Annotated in this window: 19 protein-coding genes; 10 read left to right on the top strand and 9 right to left on the bottom strand. The window is 72.3% G+C overall.

Translation table 11 applies throughout. The features are described from left to right. Positions 1 to 82 precede the first annotated feature (82 nt). Positions 83 to 2,149: a serine/threonine-protein kinase gene (locus OG896_RS18550; protein WP_329366859.1), complete on the top strand. Its 2,067-nt coding sequence runs from the start codon at positions 83 to 85 to the stop codon at positions 2,147 to 2,149. 63 nt (positions 2,150 to 2,212) lie between these two features. Here OG896_RS18550 and OG896_RS18545 read toward each other — a convergent pair whose 3' ends face one another. Continuing rightward, positions 2,213 to 4,441: a tetratricopeptide repeat protein gene (locus tag OG896_RS18545; protein WP_329374111.1), complete on the bottom strand. Its 2,229-nt coding sequence runs from the start codon at positions 4,439 to 4,441 to the stop codon at positions 2,213 to 2,215. A gap of 92 nt (positions 4,442 to 4,533) precedes the next feature. Further along, positions 4,534 to 4,896 (bottom strand): hypothetical protein, encoded by a 363-nt coding sequence (locus tag OG896_RS18540; protein WP_329366857.1) that lies wholly within the window; start codon positions 4,894 to 4,896, stop codon positions 4,534 to 4,536. Between the two features lie 274 nt (positions 4,897 to 5,170). Here OG896_RS18540 and OG896_RS18535 point away from each other — a divergent pair, with 274 nt between their 5' ends. Then, positions 5,171 to 5,440 (top strand): hypothetical protein, encoded by a 270-nt coding sequence (locus OG896_RS18535; RefSeq protein ID WP_329366855.1) that lies wholly within the window; start codon positions 5,171 to 5,173, stop codon positions 5,438 to 5,440. Then, the gene (locus OG896_RS18530; protein ID WP_329366853.1) at positions 5,433 to 6,044 is read left to right on the top strand and encodes a DUF6879 family protein; all 612 of its coding nucleotides are present in this window, start codon (positions 5,433 to 5,435) and stop codon (positions 6,042 to 6,044) included. The genes OG896_RS18535 and OG896_RS18530 overlap by 8 nt, the downstream gene beginning before the upstream one ends. 29 nt (positions 6,045 to 6,073) lie before the next feature. Here the strand turns inward: OG896_RS18530 and OG896_RS18525 are convergent, their stop codons facing one another. Further along, positions 6,074 to 6,919: a LysR family transcriptional regulator gene (locus OG896_RS18525; RefSeq protein WP_329366851.1), complete on the bottom strand. Its 846-nt coding sequence runs from the start codon at positions 6,917 to 6,919 to the stop codon at positions 6,074 to 6,076. 134 nt (positions 6,920 to 7,053) lie between these two features. On the opposite strand from OG896_RS18525, the gene OG896_RS18520 reads away from it, so the two are divergent. The 3 genes from OG896_RS18520 to OG896_RS18510 all read left to right on the top strand — a co-directional run bounded on the left by OG896_RS18520 (position 7,054) and on the right by OG896_RS18510 (position 9,321). Continuing rightward, entirely contained in the window at positions 7,054 to 7,851 is a 798-nt protein-coding gene (locus tag OG896_RS18520) for an SDR family oxidoreductase (RefSeq protein ID WP_329366849.1), read from the top strand. A gap of 91 nt (positions 7,852 to 7,942) precedes the next feature. Continuing rightward, on the top strand, positions 7,943 to 8,842 hold the full coding sequence (locus tag OG896_RS18515; RefSeq protein WP_329366847.1) for a class I SAM-dependent methyltransferase: 900 nt from the start codon (positions 7,943 to 7,945) through the stop codon (positions 8,840 to 8,842). A gap of 32 nt (positions 8,843 to 8,874) precedes the next feature. Beyond that, positions 8,875 to 9,321, top strand: a complete 447-nt coding sequence (locus tag OG896_RS18510) for a GNAT family N-acetyltransferase (RefSeq protein ID WP_329366845.1) — start codon at positions 8,875 to 8,877, stop codon at positions 9,319 to 9,321. On the opposite strand, the gene OG896_RS18505 is transcribed toward OG896_RS18510, so the two are convergent. Further along, positions 9,314 to 10,009 carry a TetR/AcrR family transcriptional regulator gene (locus OG896_RS18505; RefSeq protein WP_329366843.1) on the bottom strand — a complete coding sequence of 232 codons (696 nt, stop codon included), beginning with the start codon at positions 10,007 to 10,009 and terminating at the stop codon, positions 9,314 to 9,316. The two genes, OG896_RS18510 and OG896_RS18505, sit on opposite strands and share 8 nt — an antisense overlap. Positions 10,010 to 10,074: 65 nt before the next feature. Between OG896_RS18505 and OG896_RS18500 the strand changes: the two genes are divergently transcribed. Next, on the top strand, positions 10,075 to 10,701 hold the full coding sequence (locus OG896_RS18500) for a class I SAM-dependent methyltransferase (protein ID WP_329366841.1): 627 nt from the start codon (positions 10,075 to 10,077) through the stop codon (positions 10,699 to 10,701). 126 nt (positions 10,702 to 10,827) lie between these two features. Here the strand turns inward: OG896_RS18500 and OG896_RS18495 are convergent, their stop codons facing one another. The 4 genes from OG896_RS18495 to OG896_RS18480 all read right to left on the bottom strand — a co-directional run bounded on the left by OG896_RS18495 (position 10,828) and on the right by OG896_RS18480 (position 12,861). Further along, positions 10,828 to 11,523, bottom strand: coding sequence for a haloacid dehalogenase type II (locus OG896_RS18495; protein ID WP_329366839.1), 696 nt, complete (start codon positions 11,521 to 11,523; stop codon positions 10,828 to 10,830). A 27-nt stretch (positions 11,524 to 11,550) separates the two neighbouring features. After that, the gene (locus OG896_RS18490; RefSeq protein ID WP_329366837.1) at positions 11,551 to 11,748 is read right to left on the bottom strand and encodes a DUF397 domain-containing protein; all 198 of its coding nucleotides are present in this window, start codon (positions 11,746 to 11,748) and stop codon (positions 11,551 to 11,553) included. 118 nt (positions 11,749 to 11,866) lie between these two features. Continuing rightward, positions 11,867 to 12,088 (bottom strand): DUF397 domain-containing protein, encoded by a 222-nt coding sequence (locus OG896_RS18485; protein ID WP_329366836.1) that lies wholly within the window; start codon positions 12,086 to 12,088, stop codon positions 11,867 to 11,869. Beyond that, positions 12,064 to 12,861: a helix-turn-helix domain-containing protein gene (locus OG896_RS18480; RefSeq protein WP_329366835.1), complete on the bottom strand. Its 798-nt coding sequence runs from the start codon at positions 12,859 to 12,861 to the stop codon at positions 12,064 to 12,066. Before OG896_RS18480 ends, OG896_RS18485 begins: the two co-directional genes overlap by 25 nt. A 260-nt stretch (positions 12,862 to 13,121) precedes the next feature. On the opposite strand from OG896_RS18480, the gene OG896_RS18475 reads away from it, so the two are divergent. The 3 genes from OG896_RS18475 to OG896_RS18465 all read left to right on the top strand — a co-directional run bounded on the left by OG896_RS18475 (position 13,122) and on the right by OG896_RS18465 (position 14,391). Then, the gene (locus OG896_RS18475; protein ID WP_329366834.1) at positions 13,122 to 13,340 is read left to right on the top strand and encodes a hypothetical protein; all 219 of its coding nucleotides are present in this window, start codon (positions 13,122 to 13,124) and stop codon (positions 13,338 to 13,340) included. Between the two features lie 13 nt (positions 13,341 to 13,353). Beyond that, positions 13,354 to 13,758: a hypothetical protein gene (locus tag OG896_RS18470; RefSeq protein ID WP_328466829.1), complete on the top strand. Its 405-nt coding sequence runs from the start codon at positions 13,354 to 13,356 to the stop codon at positions 13,756 to 13,758. 126 nt (positions 13,759 to 13,884) lie between these two features. Continuing rightward, complete coding sequence (locus tag OG896_RS18465) at positions 13,885 to 14,391, top strand: DUF6907 domain-containing protein (protein ID WP_329366831.1); 507 nt, start codon at positions 13,885 to 13,887, stop codon at positions 14,389 to 14,391. Here the strand turns inward: OG896_RS18465 and OG896_RS18460 are convergent. After that, positions 14,364 to 16,388: a tetratricopeptide repeat protein gene (locus OG896_RS18460; protein WP_329366829.1), complete on the bottom strand. Its 2,025-nt coding sequence runs from the start codon at positions 16,386 to 16,388 to the stop codon at positions 14,364 to 14,366. The genes OG896_RS18465 and OG896_RS18460 overlap by 28 nt on opposite strands. Between the last annotated feature and the right edge of the window lie 173 nt (positions 16,389 to 16,561).

Genomic DNA, 16,561 nt, shown 5'->3' with positions numbered 1-16,561 from the left:
GCGGGGGGCGGGTGCAACGGAATTGCCACAGAGAGTGGCGGGTGGTTGAGGGCCGGGAGCGGGGCTCCCTACCGTGGCCGGTGTGACGGCGAATGTGGGGGACGTGGTTGCGGGCCGCTACAGGTTGGTCGAGCTGGTGGGCCAGGGCGGCATGGGGCGGGTGTGGCGCGGCCACGACGAGGCGCTCGAACGCGCGGTGGCGGTCAAGGAGATCCTGGTCCCGCAGGGCACCTCCGCCGTGGAGCAGCGGGTGCGGGTCGAGCGGGTGCGGCGGGAGGCGAAGATCGCCGCGAACCTGCGCCACCCCGGGATCGTCGGCGTCTACGACATCGTGGAGCGCGAGGGCGCGCCGATGATCGTGATGGAGTACGTCGCGGGCCGCTCGCTGCGCGCCGTCCTCGACGAACGCGGGCCGCTGGAGGTGGCGGAGACCGCGGAGATCGGGGCGGCCGTACTGGACGCGCTCGCGCACGCGCACGCCGCGGGCGTGGTGCACCGCGACGTCAAGCCGGACAACATCCTGCTGGCCGAGGGGCGCATCGCCCTCATGGACTTCGGCATCGCCCGCCTCACGGAGGGCAGCACGACGCTGACGGAGTCGGGCGCGATGGTCGGCACGCCGAGGTACATGTCCCCCGAGCAACTGGAGAGCAAGGAGGTCACGGGGGCGTCGGACCTGTGGTCGCTGGGGGCGACGTTGTACACCGCGGTGGAGGGCCGGCCGCCCTTCACCGGGGAGACGCTCACGAACCTGTACGTGGCGATCCTGCTCCAACCGCTGCAACCGCCGCAGCGGGCAGGCGAGTTGGCGCCACTGCTGACGGCCCTGCTGACGAAGGCGCCGGCCGGGCGGCCGGACGCGGCTTGGGTGGCGGGGTTCCTCGACCAGGTGCTCGCCCGGCAGCGGCGCAACGCGGCAGGGGACGGTTCCACCCGGTACCTGACCGACCAACAGCCCCCGGGCGCACCGCTGTTACCCCCGTCGGTCCGCCCGGCGCACAGCCGTCGCGCCCTCCTCGCCGCCGGGCTCGGCGTCGTGGTCGCGGCAGGCGTCGGCATTCCGCTCGCCGTGGAGCACGGCGGCTCGCACGAGAGCGGCAAGGGCGCCTCAGCCGGCAACGGCACCCCGTCCGGCTCCGGCGGCGCCCACTCGGCGGCCGGCGGCAAGGTGACCCTCACGCCCCGTGCCACCCTGGCCGGCGACAGCGCGCGGGGCATCTACGGCATCGCGTTCAGCCCCGACGGCAGCACGCTGTCGGCCGCCCAGGGCGCGGGCGGAGTCAGCGTCTGGGACGTCCGCACCCATCAGCACCGGGTCACCCTCCCGACGAGCAGGCGCGCCACCGCGCCCGGCACCGAGTCGGTCTACGCCGTGGCGTACCGCCCGGACGGCAAGACCCTCATCAGCGGAAACGGCGACGGAACCGTCGAGGTGTGGGACATGCGCACCTACGGAGCGGTCTCCTCGCTCGACGCGCACACGAACGACGGCGCGTGGATCAGGTTCCTCAGCGTCCTCGCGCTCAGCCCGGACGGCAAGCTCCTGGCGACCAGCTACAACGACACGGTGGTCTCGCTCTGGGACCTCACCTCGAACGCGCGCGTCGCCCAGCTCAAGGGCGGTGGCGAGTGGTGGGCCCAGGCGATGGCGTTCAGCCCCGACGGCAAGCTGCTCGCGGTCGGCTGCGGCGACACTCTGAGCGATGCCACCAGTGACCGCGGTCACCTCGACCTGTGGGACGTCTTCCTCAGAAGCGAGATCTCGACGCTGTCCACCACCAACTGCAACCTGAACTCGGTGGCGTTCAGCCCCGACAGCCGCACCCTCGCCGCCGCCACCGGCGAGGGCAACGTCCAACTGTGGGGCGCCGCCACCCGGGAAGCCGGATACCGGCTCACCAACCCCCGTTCCACGGCCAGTTCACTGGCCTACAGCCGGGACGGCACCATGCTGGCCAGTGGCAACTCCGACGGCACGGTCTCCCTCTGGTCCACCGCCACCCGCAAGATCCTCGCCACCGCCGACACCGGCGCCGTCCTCAACACCACCCCCCACGGCACCCCCGCCACCTGCGTCACCCTCAGCCCCGACGGCAAAACCCTCGCCACCGGCGGAGCCCGCCTGATGCTGTGGACCCTCGCCACCTGACCCCGTAGCCGCCCAACCCGCCTCCGGCGGCGTCCGGCGGCGTCCGGCAGCGTCCGGCGGCGCTCACCCCGCGTACGGCGGCGGAGGTTGCCAGGTACCGCTGCGCATCGCGCCGAGCAGATCCCGGCTGACCGTGGTGAAGTGGTGGTCGGCGCCGAGGCTCTGCTTCCGGCGGGCAGTGACGTCGGCCATGATCGCGACGGCTGTCTCGCGGTCGCCGAGCGCGGCCACCGTCTGCGCGCGCAGTTGGCGTGCCGAGAGCACCGCCGGGTGGTCCGGGCCGAAACGCTGTTCGTACTGCTCGATGGCGCGGCGGATCTCCGCGTCGGCCCCGGGGAAGCGGCCGAGGACGAACAGCGCCCGGGCGTGGTTGTGGCGCGCGTTGAGCGTGACCGTGTGGTCCGGGCCGAGGTGGCGGACGCACTCCTCGGACAGCTCCAGCAGGGTGCCGCCGTCTTCCGCGGCGAGCTCGGGCGCGGTCAGCAGGGTCAGCATGCTCGCCCGCGAGCGCAGTGTCGCCGGGTGCCCGGGCCCGAGCACCAGGGACCGGGCCGCGATGGTCGACCGGAGCAGGATGACTGCCTCCTCCCGCTTGCCGTGGTTGCCGAGGACGAGTTGCAGCGCGTGGCATGAGTCGAGGGTGTCGGGGTCCGAGGCCCCGAAGAGCCGCTGCTGGGCGGCGCGGGTTTGGCGGAGCAGGGCTTCGGCCTCGTCGTAGCGGCCCAGCCGGAAGAGGGATCGGCCGGTCCTGGATCGGGCGGCGAGCACGCCTCGGTGCTCGGGGCCGAGGGCGCGTTCGGCCAGGGTGGCGGCGGCACTCGCGGTCTCCCAGGCGGAGAGGTAGTCGCCGGTGCGGTGCAGGGCGACGGCCAGCCGGGTGGCGACGGCGAGCACGTCCGCGGTGGTGGCCGCGCTCTCTGGCTCCGCGCTCTCCCGCTCCGCGTTTCCCGGCTCCGCGCCCCGCGGCTCCCCGGTGCTGGAACCCCGCGTGCCCGATCGGCGCAGCAGCGCGAGGGCGTGCGGTGCGAGCAGCCGCAGCCGCGGGTCGTACGGACCCGCGTCCGGCTGCGCGGGCACGCTCGCGTCCAGCAGTCGGACGGCGGTCGCGTCGAGCACCGGTACCTCCTCGGCCGGTGTGGCGGCGGCGACGCTGTCGAGGAGGACGCCGTGGCAGTGCACGCAGCGCACCCCGAGGTCGACGAGCTGACCGAGCGAGTGGTCGAGCAGCGCGGTCAGCGCTGCTTCGGCACGGGCCGGCGGCAGGACAGCGCCGATGTCCGGCCGGTTGAGCACCGACACCGGCAGCGGCTCGGCGGCGAGCCGGGCGAGCAGCCTCAACAGGCCCACCGCTTCGGGTAATCCGTTCGCCTCGAAGGAGTCGAGGGTGAGCTGCCAGGTGCGGCCGACAAGGTGGCGCGGGTCGTCGCCGGTCAAGCCATCAGCTCCTTGGTCGATGAGGTCCACACGCTCGCCCTGTTCAAGATGGCGGCCGTAGGTGTCCAGCGTCCAGGGATCGATGACCTGCTGCGCGAGGAATCCACCCGCGAGAGTGAGCGCCAGCGGAAGGCGCCCCAGCCGCTCCGCGATCAGCGCCGCCTGCTCCAGGGTGCCGCTGTGCGGAGCGAGGTCGCACAGCACCCGTGCGGCGTCGTCCCGCGGCAGCACGCCGATGTGCTGCAACAGCGCTCCCGGCCACCAACGGGCCGCCGCCCGACGGGTGGTGACGACGACGATGCCGCCGGGGCTGTCGCGCAACCAACTGCCGTCGCGCAGGATCGCCGGGTCGTCGGCGTTGTCGAGCACCAGCAGCCAGGGGTCGGGGGACCGGTCGAGACGGTCCCAGACCAGGTCGGCGGCGGGGCGGTAGCCGTGGCGTGCCGCCTGGAGTTCGCCATCGCCCGCCCCGCGGTCCGCGGCGACGGCGAGCATGCCCGCACGCAGGCTCGCCCGGTCGGAGGCGTTGACCCACAGGCCGATCCGGCCGAACTCCCGGGTCGCGATCTGGAAGAGGTCGTAAGCGACGGCGGTCTTGCCGCAACCGCCCATGCCGTGCAGGACGTAGACCGCGCCGCCGCGGGCCGACTCGACGGCTTCCCGCAGCCGGGCGAGCACGTCGGCGCGGTCGCGGAGTACGACGGGGGTGCGGCCGATCGCCGGGCGGCGTACGGAATCAGGCCAACCTCCGCCGCCGGCGCTCCCGGTGGCACGGGGGTCGTGGTGGTGGTGCTCGGTGATGTACTGGTCGCCCGATGACTGGTAGACCCGGCCGCTGTCCTCGGCACGTCCGTCCATGCCCCGGTCCGGCAGGTCGGCCGGGGTGCCGGCCGGGCCGTCGGACGCGCGGGGGGCAGGGTGGGGTGCCTCCTTTCTGTGCGGGTCGCCGGTCATCGCTCGGTGATGTGCTGGTCGCGTCCTGCCTGGTAGACGCGGCCGGAGCCGGAGGCGGTGGCGTGTTGGGCGATCGCGGAGGCAGTGGTGGGCAGGGGGCCGAGTTCTGCGAGGAGGCCGCGGAGGTCGGAGGCGGCTTCGGGGTGGGCGGCGATGAGCCGGCGGAAGCGGGCCTGCCACTGGGCGCGCAGCTCGGCGAGGGTGTGCTCGCTGTCGCGGGAGGGGTGGAGGTCGGCCGCCGCGGCCTCCCGCTGGTCAGCGGTTAACTCGGAGGCGACCGCGTCCGTTTGGTCGGGTTGGAGCGCCTGCCAGAACCGGATGACGGCGCCGCGGACCGCCTGCCAGGTGTCGGCGGCCATCAGAGTGACCAGTGTGGTGCCGGCTTCTTGCGTGAGTGCTGTGATTTCCGGGTCCACTGCTCTCCTGATCGTGTCGTTCGCGGTCGTGCGATTGCCGTGCTTTCTCTCAATAGGATCGCATAAATCGCAGGTGGGGTAAGGCGATTCGGCGGTGCGTACGAGATGGCCTGTTTATTTCGGAATCGACCCAAAACAATATTGCCCCTTTGGGGCCGGTGCTACCGTGGGCGGGATACCGGAATGTGCAGGTCGAACTCGGTCCGAGGGGGCAACTGTGACAAGGCCGTGGGACGCAGATCCGGATACCGGTTTTCGGCGGCGGTTGGGCAAGTCCCCCCAGGAGTTGGGCGTCACCTCCGACAGCCCCGACTGCCCCGACCTGTGGGAACTGGAGAACGGCGACATCGCCGTGATCGGCCGCGACCTGTCCGCGTCACTCGGTCAACGGCTCCCGGCCGGCGTCTCGTTGGGCGCGGACGAGCGGCTGGTGGTGATCCCGCGGAGCATGCTCGTCGCGGCGAAGCCGGACATCCCCGGTGTTTGACTCGTTCGCCGCCGCCAGGCCCGAGCGGCTCGACCGGCCCGCGTACCACGCGGAGTTCTACCGGATCTTTTCGAGCGGAATCCGGCACATGAACAAACTGGAGCGCGGCCAGCACTTCAAAGAGCGGGGCTTCGCCAGTTGGGAGGCGTTCGCCGCCGGTGAATGGGACACGGCGATCCGGCTCATCGAGGACCGCCGCGACAGCTACGCCGAACAGGTGCGCGAGGCGCGCCGCCTCGGGGTCCTCCAGCGCCGGCTGCGGGTGGTGGAATTCCCGCTGACGCCCTACCTGCAATGGGAGTTGTACGTCCTGCGGGTGCGCACCCAGGTGGGCGACCCGATCCGGATTCTCGACGCCCGCACCATCGCCGCCATCGAGCAGCGCCACCCCGTACCCGAAGTGGTCGTCCTCGGGGACGTCGCCATGTTCGAGGTGAAGTACGACGCCGACGGCAACGCGGACGGCGCCAACCGCTTCACCGACCCCGCCCTCATCGCCGAGACCTCCGCGGGCTTCGACACCCTCTATGCCCGCGCCGAGGAGTACGACGCCTTCTTCGCCCGCGAGGTCGCCCCGTTGCCCGCCCCGGCCACGACCCCGTAGGGACCCGGCCCGGCCTTGGGTTCGCGACCCTAGAGCCGGGTCGCGGTGCGGACCAGGGCCGCGAGGGGCCGGGAGTGGGTGTGCGGCGGCCAGGCGATGACCGTGATGACCTTGGGGGCGTCGACGAGGGGCACGGCGGTGAGGTCGTCGAGGAGATGGGTGCGGGAGGACTCGGGGAGGATGGCCGCGGCCCGGCTCAGGGAGATGAGCTGGAGCAGTTGGGTGTGGTCGCGGACCTGGGGTCCGGGCCCCTCGGGGAAGGTGCCCTCGACGTCGGGCCAGCGGGGCAGCGGCAGGTCGGGCAGCGCGGCGACGTCGGCCATCCGCAATTCCGTACGGGTGGCGAGGGGATGCCCGGCCGGGAGGACCACCATCTGCTCCTCGGAACGGAGTTCCTCCGTGTCGAACCCGGCCGTCGAGTCGAACGGCAGGTGCAGCAGCGCCACGTCGGCCCGCCCGTCGCGCAGCAGCCGCTCCTGCTCGCCCGGCCCGCACAGCACGACGTCCACGGGCACCGCGTCGGGCTCGGCCGCGTAGGCGTCGAGCAGTTTCGCCAGCAGTTCGTTGGACGCCCCGGCCTTCGTGACGAGCACGACACCCGCACGGCCGCGCACCGCAGCCGCACGCCGGGCCCGCCGCTCCGCGGCGTCGACCGCGTCGAGCGCCGCCCGCGCCTCCCGCAGCAGCACCGCCCCCACCTCGGTCAGCGCGACACCGCGGCTCGTACGCTCCAGCAGCGGCGCCCCGAGCCGCCGCTCCAGCCGCTGGATCGCCCGCGACAACGGCGGCTGCGCGATCCCGAGCCGCCCTGCCGCCCGCCCGAAGTGCAGCTCTTCCGCGACGGCGACGAAGTACCGCAGCTCCCGCGTCTCCATACCGCCAAGGTACCCGACACGCCGCCGGCGCGGACCGAAACGCCAGCGATGAGCTGCGGCCATACCCGTGCGGTATCGCCGCCCACCTACTTGGTCTTGGCGCCCGGACCCGGGTGCGGAGCACGCTGGAAGACATGAGCGAAGAGACGAACGGACCCGTGAACGGCCAGGACGGCGGCCAGGACGGAAGCCAGGACGGCGGTCAGGACGGCGGCCGGACGATCGCGCTGGTCACCGGCGCGAACAAGGGCATCGGATACGAGATCGCGGCCGGCCTCGGCGCCCTCGGCTGGAGCGTCGGCGTCGGCGCCAGGAACGACGAACGCCGGGAAGCCGCCGTACAGAAACTCCGGAAGGACGGCGTGGACGCGTTCGGCGTCCCGCTCGACGTGACCGACGACGCGAGCGTGGCCGCCGCCGCCCGCCTGATCGAGGAGCGCGCCGGCCGCCTCGACGTCCTCGTCAACAACGCCGGCGTGACCGGCGCCGCGCCGCAGACGCCCACCACCGTCGCCCTCGACACCGTACGGACGGCCGTGGAGACCAACGTCATCGGCGTCCTCCGCGTCACCAACGCGCTGCTGCCGCTGCTGCGCCGCTCGGCGTCGCCGCGGATCGTGAACATGTCCAGCAGCGTCGGCTCCCTCACCCTCCAGAGCACGCCCGGCGCCGAGGTGGGACCGATCTCCGCGGCGTACGCGGCGTCGAAGACGTTCCTCAACGCCGTCACCGTCCAGTACGCCAAGGAGCTGGCGGACACGAACATCCTGATCAACGCGGGATGCCCCGGCTACTGCGCGACCGACCTCAACGGCTTCCGCGGGGTGCGCACCCCCGAGCAGGGCGCCGGGATCGCGATCCGGCTCGCGTCCCTCCCCGACGACGGCCCGACCGGCACCTTCTCCGACGACGCCGGCGTGGTGCCTTGGTAGACGGTCCCTGATGCACGGCCCCGCGACGGCCCCGCTACAGCCCCACGAAACGCACGGGCGCTGACGGTACGGCCCGTGCCAGGATGCCCGCATGTCAGGACGCGCGCTGAGCTTCGGAGCGAGGGCGGAGGCGTACGAGCGCTTCCGCCCGGGGTACCCCGACGAACTGGTCTACGTGGTGGCGGAGTTCGCGGGCCGCCCGGTGCGCACGGCGCTGGAGATCGGTGCGGGGACCGGCAAGGCCACCCGCCTGTTCGCCCGCCACGGCATCGCGGTCACCGCGACCGAGCCCGACGGCGCGATGCTCGCGGAGCTGCGCAAGCACGTGCCGGCACACGTCCGCACGGTGCGGGCCGCGTTCGAGGAGCTGCGACCGGGCGGCGCGGCCGACGCGGGCGGCACCGGCGGCACCGGCGGCGGCGAAAGCCCGGGTGAGGGCGCAGGCGAGGGCGGGGCCGGGGCCGGGATCAGGGCCGGGGCCGGGGTCGGGGTCGGGACGTACGGCCTGGTCTACGCCGCCGCGGCCCTGCACTGGACCGACCCGGACGGCCGCTGGCCCCGCGTGGCCGCGCTCCTCGAACCGGGCGGCGTGTTCGCCTCCTTCGGCGGTCCGGTCGAACTGGCCGACCCCGCCCTGGCGGAGGCGATCCGCGCCGCCCGCGCACCGTTCCTGGACAGCGACGACATCCCGTCGCCCGACGGCACACCCCCGGACCACGCCATGCAGTGGCCGGGCACGGAGCTCCAACGGTCCGCGTGGTTCACCGACGTCCAACAGGTGCTGATTCGGCGGCGGTTGACGATGAGCGCCGACGACTACCTCGGCCACCTCTCGACCATCTCGGCCTATCTGATGCTGCCCGCCCCGGAACGGGCCCAGGCGTTCCGCGCGATCGGCCAGGTCCTCCCCGCCACGGTCGGGATCGCCGCGGACATCACCGCCCACCTCGCCCGCCGCCGCCCCGACCCCGCGGCGCCGAAACCGAGTTGAGGTCCGGCCCCCTCCTCGGGTTTCCTGTGCTGATGGCCGACCCCCGCCTGCGCATCCACCAGCCCGCCGACGAGGCCGCGTTCCGCGACTGGCAGCACGTCCACAACACGATCATCCCGACGCACGTCCTGTCCCTGGCCGACGTACGGGACCGGTCCCGGCGCCACCACCTCGAAGTCGCCTACTTCGACGACGTGTTGGTGGGATGCAGTACGGTGCGCCCGCCGGCGGACGACACCCGGACCGCCACCGTGATCGCCCGCGTGCTGCCTCCGTACCGCCGCCGCGGGTTCGGCGCGCGGCTCTACGCGCGAGGGCTCGACCGCGCACGCGAGCTTGGAGCCGAGGTGGTCGAGACCGTCGTGCTGTCCTCCAACGAGGACGGACTGCGCTTCGCCTCGCGGCACGGCTTCGCCGAGATCGAGAGGTACCTGCTGCCCGGCGACACGATTCCCTGGATCGACCTCCGCCTCAGCTGACGCCGGCCTGCCCGCGGCCGGTGGAGAGCGGGGCGTCGGTGCAGAGCTGGGCGGCGAGGGTGGTGGCGGCCCACTCCTCCCACGCCTCGGGGGACCAGCCCCGATCGCGGACGAAGATCAGGTACAGCTCCGGGCTGAGCAGCCCGTAGAGCAGGTCGGCGGCGCGGTCGGCATCGACGTCGGGGCGGGCGTCGGGCTTGGCGGTCAGTGCCTTCGCCGCGGCGTGCTGGACGGTGTAGCGCGGGTCGGGACCGGCCGCCGGCCACTGCGCGGCGATCTCCGGGTCGGTGGCCGCTGCGGCCGCGATCACCGGAATGATCGGGGCGACACGGCCGAGGATGTCGGCTACTCCCCTGACGTGGGAACGCAGTTGACCGGCCGCCGTGGGCTCGGCGCACGCCGCGCGGAACCACGCGCGGTCCATCGTGGCGACCGGTTCGCCGTCCCCCGCGATGGTCGTGTCGACGACGTCCTTGAACAGCCCGCGCTTGGTGCGGAAGACGAAGTACACGGTCTGGACGGCCACACCCGCGCGATCCGCCACCTCCTGGAGGCTCGTCACGCCGTACCCCTGCGCGACGAACAGGTCCCGCGCCGCCGCGACGATCTTCTCGCGGGTGCGCCGCGAGCGCTCGGCCCGCTTGTCGGGGCGCTTGACGCTTCCGCCGGTTCCCTTGACTTCATCCATGACCGGAGTCTATCTCTAGAGTCAGTCACTAGAGATGAACTCTAGTTTGCTGGAGGGGTGTGGCGATGGGCGAGACACGAACGGCCGCGGAACTCGATCAAGAGGCCGCGGTGCGCGGCTACATGGAGGACTTCTACCGGGACGGCAAGCCGCCGTGGGACAGCGGGATCACCCCGCCCGAGCTGGTGGCCCTGGTCGAAGGCCCCGACGCACTGGCGCCGGGCCGGGCGCTCGAACTCGGCTGCGGCACCGGGACCAACGCGGTGTACCTGGCCAGGCACGGCTGGCAGGTGGCGGCCGTCGACCTGGTCGACCGCGCGGTCCGGCAGGCGAGGGAGAAGGCCGCGGCGGCCGGAGTGGACATCCCCGTGCTGTGCGCCGACGCCACCCGGCTCGACGAGGTGGGCCTGCCCGGCCCGTACGACCTGTTCTTCGACCTGAGTTGCTACTGCGGGATTCCCCCGCACCGCCGCGACGCCTACGCGGCCGGCCTCACGCAGCGGGCCGCCCCCGGCGCGCACCTGCTGATGTTCGGCTACGGGCCCGGGGCCTTCGACGACCTGGTGTCCGGCGTCACCGCCGACGAACTCACCGCCAGGTTCACCGGGTGGCGGCTGGTCGACGTGACACCCGGCACCAATCCGGTCCCGACGTTCTGGTTCACGCTGCACCGCACCGCCACCACGGCGTGAGCCCTGGCGGACGACCGCCGGCGGCCGGACATCCAGGACACCCGGCCGCCGCTTTCCCACTGCCGACCTTGCCCAGGCACGGGGTGGCGATTGGGTGGAACGAGCTGCGTCTCACCTGCGGCCCGATCAGCCCACGGGCAGCCCGAGTTGGTCGGCCAGGTCGTCAAGTCCTTTGGCGTGCAGGTCGAACCGGTCCGCCGGCGTCGGCGGGTCCCCGACGGGACGGGCCACGTACGCGGTGCGCAGCCCGAGGCGCTGGGCTCCGCGCAGGTCCCAGGCGTGGGCGGCGACCATCAGCAGCCGCTCCGGCGGCACTCCGGCCACGGTGACCGCGAGTTCGTAGACGGCCGGGGTCGGCTTGTACGTGCGCGCGTCCTCAGCCGACAGCGCCTGGTGCCAGCGCAGACCCGCGTGGGCGTTGAGCCCCAGCAACGCCGTCCGGCCGGCGTTGGAGAGCCCGATCAACGGGAAGTGTGCGGCGAGGTGGGCGAGACCGGCCACGGTGTCGGGCCAGGCCGGCAGCCGCCGGCCCGCCAACGCCAGCGTGTCGACTGCGGCTGCATCACCGAACCCCGCCGCCTCGGCGACGAGTTGAGCGGCCTCGCGGTCCAGAACGTCGCTGGCGGCGTAGGGCCGGCTCCCGTCCAGGATGCGTTGCTGGGCATCCTCGATGTGGCGCTGCCACACCTGCAACAGCTGCTCGACCGCGCTGTCGGCGAGCGACGGAACGAGGCCACGGATTCCGGCGCGGATTCCGGCGGGTTCGTCGACGAGCGTGCCGAGCACATCGAACACCAGGGCGTCGATCTCAGGGGCGGGCATGTGCGAGTTCTCCCGAGCAGATGGGGGTCAGAGGGTGGGGAAGTCGTTCGCCTGCACGGCAGTGAGGAAGGAGGTCCACGCGTCGGCGGTGAAGGTGAGGACGGGGCCTTGGGGGTCCTTGGAGTCGCGGACCGGGACGATGCCGGGGGCGCCATCGGCTACTTCGACGCAGCTGTCGGGGTTCGGGCCGTCGCTGTAGGACGACTTGCGCCAGGTGTACGGCATGTCACGTGCTCCTTCGACGGGGCGAGTGTCGAGCGGGACGTGGTGCTGGGAGAGAATAAGTGTGGGCGCACGCGACTTCTTTGGGTAGTCGCGTGCGCCCGTTTGGCCTGAATTGCGGTCAGGCGGTGGGGAATTCGTGCGCCTGGACAGCCGAGACGAACGACGTCCACGCGTCAGCGGTGAAGGTCAGGGCCGGGCCCTGGGGGTCCTTGGAGTCGCGGACCGGGACGACGCCGGTGAAGCCGTCGGCCACCTCGATGCAGCTTTCGGGGTCCGCGCCGCCGCTGTAGGACGACTTCCGCCAGGCGGCAGCGCTCAGGTCTGGGGTGAAGTGACGCATGACGTGGTGTCCTCCAGTGTGTCGTGCAGTTGCTGAAGGGACTCGGAGGGTGACAATGCGGAGTCCCTGAGCCGATCGTAGAACAACCGCAGCTTCTCCACGTCCTCGAATTCCTCGACGAGTTGGCCACTCCAACTGCTCTCGACGTACGTGACGGTCTGCCCGCGTTGCAGCCAAAGCAACTGGAGCGAGCTGTTGATCAGCCGGTGCAGACCTGCCTTGAACGGCACGATCTGGAGGGTGATATTCGGTTGCTGGGCGGCCTCGATCAGCGATTCCACCTGCTCCCTCCAGCTACTTGAGGAGAGCGTCGGCCGTCGCAGCACGGACTCGTCGAGGAGACCGCGATAGATGATCGCCCGCTTCCCGCTGAGAATGATCTGTCGGCTGATCCGTGCGTCCACTCCCGCAGCCAGTTCCTTGTCACTCCCCGGGGCCGTGGTGCGCAGGAGTTCCTCCGCGTAGGCCCTCGTTTGCAACAGCCCGGGGACCGTACTGATGCTGAACTCCTGGATGCTGGTGGCGTCCGCCTCCACGTCCGCGAAGCCCCCGTACCTGCTCCGCTTCGCTTCCTCCTTGGCCAGCAGCCAGAGCTTGGCCACGTGCCCGGTTCCGTAGACCCTGTCCAGCGCCTGCGCGGCCTCCAGGGTGCCCAGGCGGCCGCCGGTCTCCAGGCGGTGCAGGTACGACTGCTCGTAATTGCAGCGGTCGCCCAGTTCCACGAGGGTCCAGCCGTGGAGCTTGCGCAGGCGCGCGAGCTCCTCCGCGTACATACTCCGAGCGGTGATGGTAGCTTCATCGGCGTTGTTCATCAGAAAAGAGAGCCCTTTCTCCTTGTCCTGGCACCAGGTCAAGCGGCGCACTGCGCGCGCATGGTGCCAGATGGTTGCGTAGTTTCGGTCTGCCGTTTTCCGTGCATGGCTCGCCAACTAGTCCCATATGTACGGCAACGGCTCACCTCTGCCGATCGTAGAGTGCGCACGGCATTCTTGTTCACGGAACGTCAGGAATCGATCACAGAGAGACCGAACGCATGCTGTATCCGGAAGGCACATGGGTGGTGGACACGATGACGGGAGACCTCGGCGAGGTGCTGCGGCAGACCGGTGGCCTGCTGTCCCTCCAGCGCCCCGGGCGGGGCGGGTTGTGGTCGGCGGACCCCGGAAGCGTGCGGCCGGCCACCGAACGCGACCTGCGCGTAGAGGCGTTGACGGGCACGTTCGCCGTGGCGGCAACCGGAACGAGGACGTGAGGAGTTGGGGGACATGCCGGTGCGGCGCGCGCAGCGCTTCATCTGCGGCAGGCGGACGCTGGTGCCGGACGAGCTGGTGCGTACGGTGCTGAGCCTGGTGAAGGCGGACGACGTGTACGCGTACACCCGGGAGGACATGTTCGCGACGCTCGTGTGCACGATCGAGGTGCACCGAGGGCCGATTCACTACGGTGCGGCGCTCAACCTGCGCGGGCCGGAGGCCGGGACGCTGTGGGCGCTGTGGCGGGACGGCGGCACCCCGAGCGCGGTGATCGAGATACCGGACTGCCCGGCCGGGCGGGAAGTGGACAGCCCGTGCAGCGAGTTCGAGGGGCACCCGGGCGGGCACAGCTGGGAGCTGGACGATCCGCCGCGGATAGCGACCGCGTTTCCGTTGCCACGCCGGTCGTGGATGTAGCGGCGGGACGTCCCGAACATGCGCGCGGCGAAGGGGTATCGAGCCGTGGAGCCGTCGCCGGGACGACCGTCGTCCGTGAGTCGTAGAGCCGTAGAGCGGCAGAGCCGTAGAGAAGGAACACCGCGCATGATCAGCATTTCGCCCGCACCGGCCGAGTTCCCGGAGTTACCCGGACCCGCGCGGCGGTGGACCCTCACGTCCGTCGACGGGCACACCCTCAGCGGCTATCTGCCGCCGTGGGCCGGGGACGACCCGAGCGAACACCACGTGCCCGTGGACCAGTTGGCTCATCGGCTCGCCGACATCCACCACAGCGCCCGCTTCCCCGGGCAGACCGCCACCGTCTACACCGCGGCCGACCGATCCGGGCGCCCTTCCGAGCAGGAGATCTTCTCCTGCACCCTCGACTGCACGCCCTACGCCGAACTCCCCGACCCTCGCGTGCCGGTGGCCAACGTCCATCTGTGTGAGGAGAGTTGGTTCATCGACCTCGACCCGGAGGGGCTGCTGCAAGTAGCCGATCTGCTTCGCGCCCAGGCCGATCTGCTCGACCGCAAGGTGCGGCCTGCTCTGATCGCGGCTCGCGAGGACTGGGCCAGCGGCACTCACTCCGAGCCCCAGGGCTCGCCCTGACTCCCTGGCCGGTGGCTCTGCCGGCGTCTGGCGTGGGCGTCCTCCAGCGCTTCCAGCGCCTGGTCCTCGCCCAGGGTGTCGCCGACCGCGCGGTAGGCGTGCCCGGCGGCGGCGAGGATGGCGATGGCCTCGTCGTAGCGCCGTGCCTCCATCAGCGCGGCCCCGAGGTTGCTCAGCGCGGCGGCCTCGTCGGCGTGCGCGCCCGCCGCCCGGTAGAGGGTGGCCGCCGCGGCGAGCGCGGTGACGGCCTCGTCGTGGCGGCCCGCGCCGAGTTCGGCCAGGCCGAGGTTGTTCAGGGCGATGGCCTCGCCCTGGTGGTCGGCGGTGGCCCGGTGGATGGAGGCCGCCGCGGTGAGCGCGGTGACCGCCGCGTCGTGGCGGCTCGCCTCGATCAGCGCGGCGCCGAGGTTGGTCAGCATCGCCGCCGATCCCGTGAGGTCGCCGCGCTCGTGAAGGATCTCGGCGGCGGCCGTCGCGAGGGCGGTGCAGTCGTCGAAGTGCCGGCCGTGCACGAAGTACCGGGCGAGCACCGCGGCGAGGTCGGTCTCCGCGGGGTGGTCGTGGCGGGGCGCGGTGACGGTGGCCGCGGTGACGAGGTTGGCGCGTTCGGCGTCGAGCCAGGCCAGCGCCTGCGCGCGGTCGCCGAACACGTCGTCGTACGCGTCGTCGTACGGTGCGCCGTCCCGCGTCTCCCACCGGGCGTCGGCGGCCCTCGCGGTGGCGAGGTAGTGGTCGAGCAGGCGGGCCGCGGCTTCGTCGCGGTGGTCGGCCTCGGCGTGCTCGCGGCCCAACTCCTCGGCGAATTCCCTGATCTGGTCGTGCAGCCGCCAGTGGTCCCGCGACCCCGCGAGGCGTACGACGAGGTGGGCGCGGGCGAGGTCGCTCAGCAACTCCTTTGCGGTCTGCGCCTCTTGACCGATGAGGGCGGCTTGACCGATGAGGGCGGCGGCGGCCCGGGTGGAGACGTGGGGGCCCGCGTCGAGGGGCAGCAGCCGCATGAGTTGGGCCTGGCCGGGGGTGCGGTGGCGGTAGGCCAGGTCGAAGGCGGCGCGGGCGGCCTGTTCGGCGCCGGGGTGGCGGATCGGGTCCAGCCGGGTGTGCTCGGCTCGGAGCGCGTCCGCCATCGCGGCGAGCGGCTGCGCCGGGCGCTCGGCGAGCAGGGCGGCGGTGATCCGTAGCGCGAGGGGCAGGCCGGCGCACAACTCGGCGATGCGCAGGGCGTCTTCGGGCGCGTCGTCCACACGCGTGTCGGCCGGGCCGCGCAGCTGGTGCAGGGCCTGACGCAGGACCTCGACCGAGGCGGCGGGACCGAGGGCGGCCACTTCGTGGCGCCGGGCTGCGATGTCCATCGTGCGACGGCAGGTGACGAGCGCGGCCGTGTGCGGGTCGGCCGGAAGCAGGGCGCGGGTGCGGGTCTCGCTGCCCGCGTTGTCGACGACCACCAGAAGCCGGCTGCCCTGCTCGGCGTAGGCCGCGAGCACCTCTCGGAACAGGCTCACCCGGCCCGGCAGTTGGTCCGGTATGTGCTCGGGCGGCATCCCGAGCGCCCGCAGCCACCCGTCCAGTACGCGATGCGGCACCATGCGGCGGTCCGGGTCGGGGTCATGTCCGTCGAGATCCGCGAACAGCACGCCGCCGGGGAACCAGCCCGGCTCGGCCAGCACCCGGAACGCCGCCTGCACGGCCACTTCGGTCACCCCGACCCCAGCGAGCCCCGGCACCGCGGTGACCAGCACCACCCGTTGCCCTTCGGCCCCCCTGTCAGCGGCCGGGTCCAACACGGCCACCAACTCGCCCAACTCCGCTGCCCGCCCTGCGAACGCCCCCGAGGGAGCGGGCAGCCCCGTCACCTCGGGCAGCACGCTCCCGGCCAACTCAACGGTGACAGGGCGGCCTTGATCCACCAGGTCGAAGAGCACCCGGCCCCCGTGGGCGCCGCCCTCCCCGCTGTCGCCGCCGCCGTCCTCGGAGTTCGTGACCTTGTCCGCGGAATCCACAACCGCCCCCCAGGCGAGACGTACCGCTCCTCACACCCGCACTATCCAGAAGCCAATCTAGGTGCGTTCGGCGAGCGATGTCGCGCACGGCCGTCTGGCGAGTGCGCGGCGCCCGACCTCGCGGTGGTGAGGGGTGCGGGGGCGGCTACGTCCTCTCACGTAGCGCGCGGGCC

This window comes from Streptomyces sp. NBC_00669 (assembly GCF_036226785.1).
Lineage (GTDB): Bacteria > Actinomycetota > Actinomycetes > Streptomycetales > Streptomycetaceae > Actinacidiphila.
Note: the sequence above shows the minus strand (reverse complement) of the source record. Positions and strands in the feature narration are given on the sequence as shown.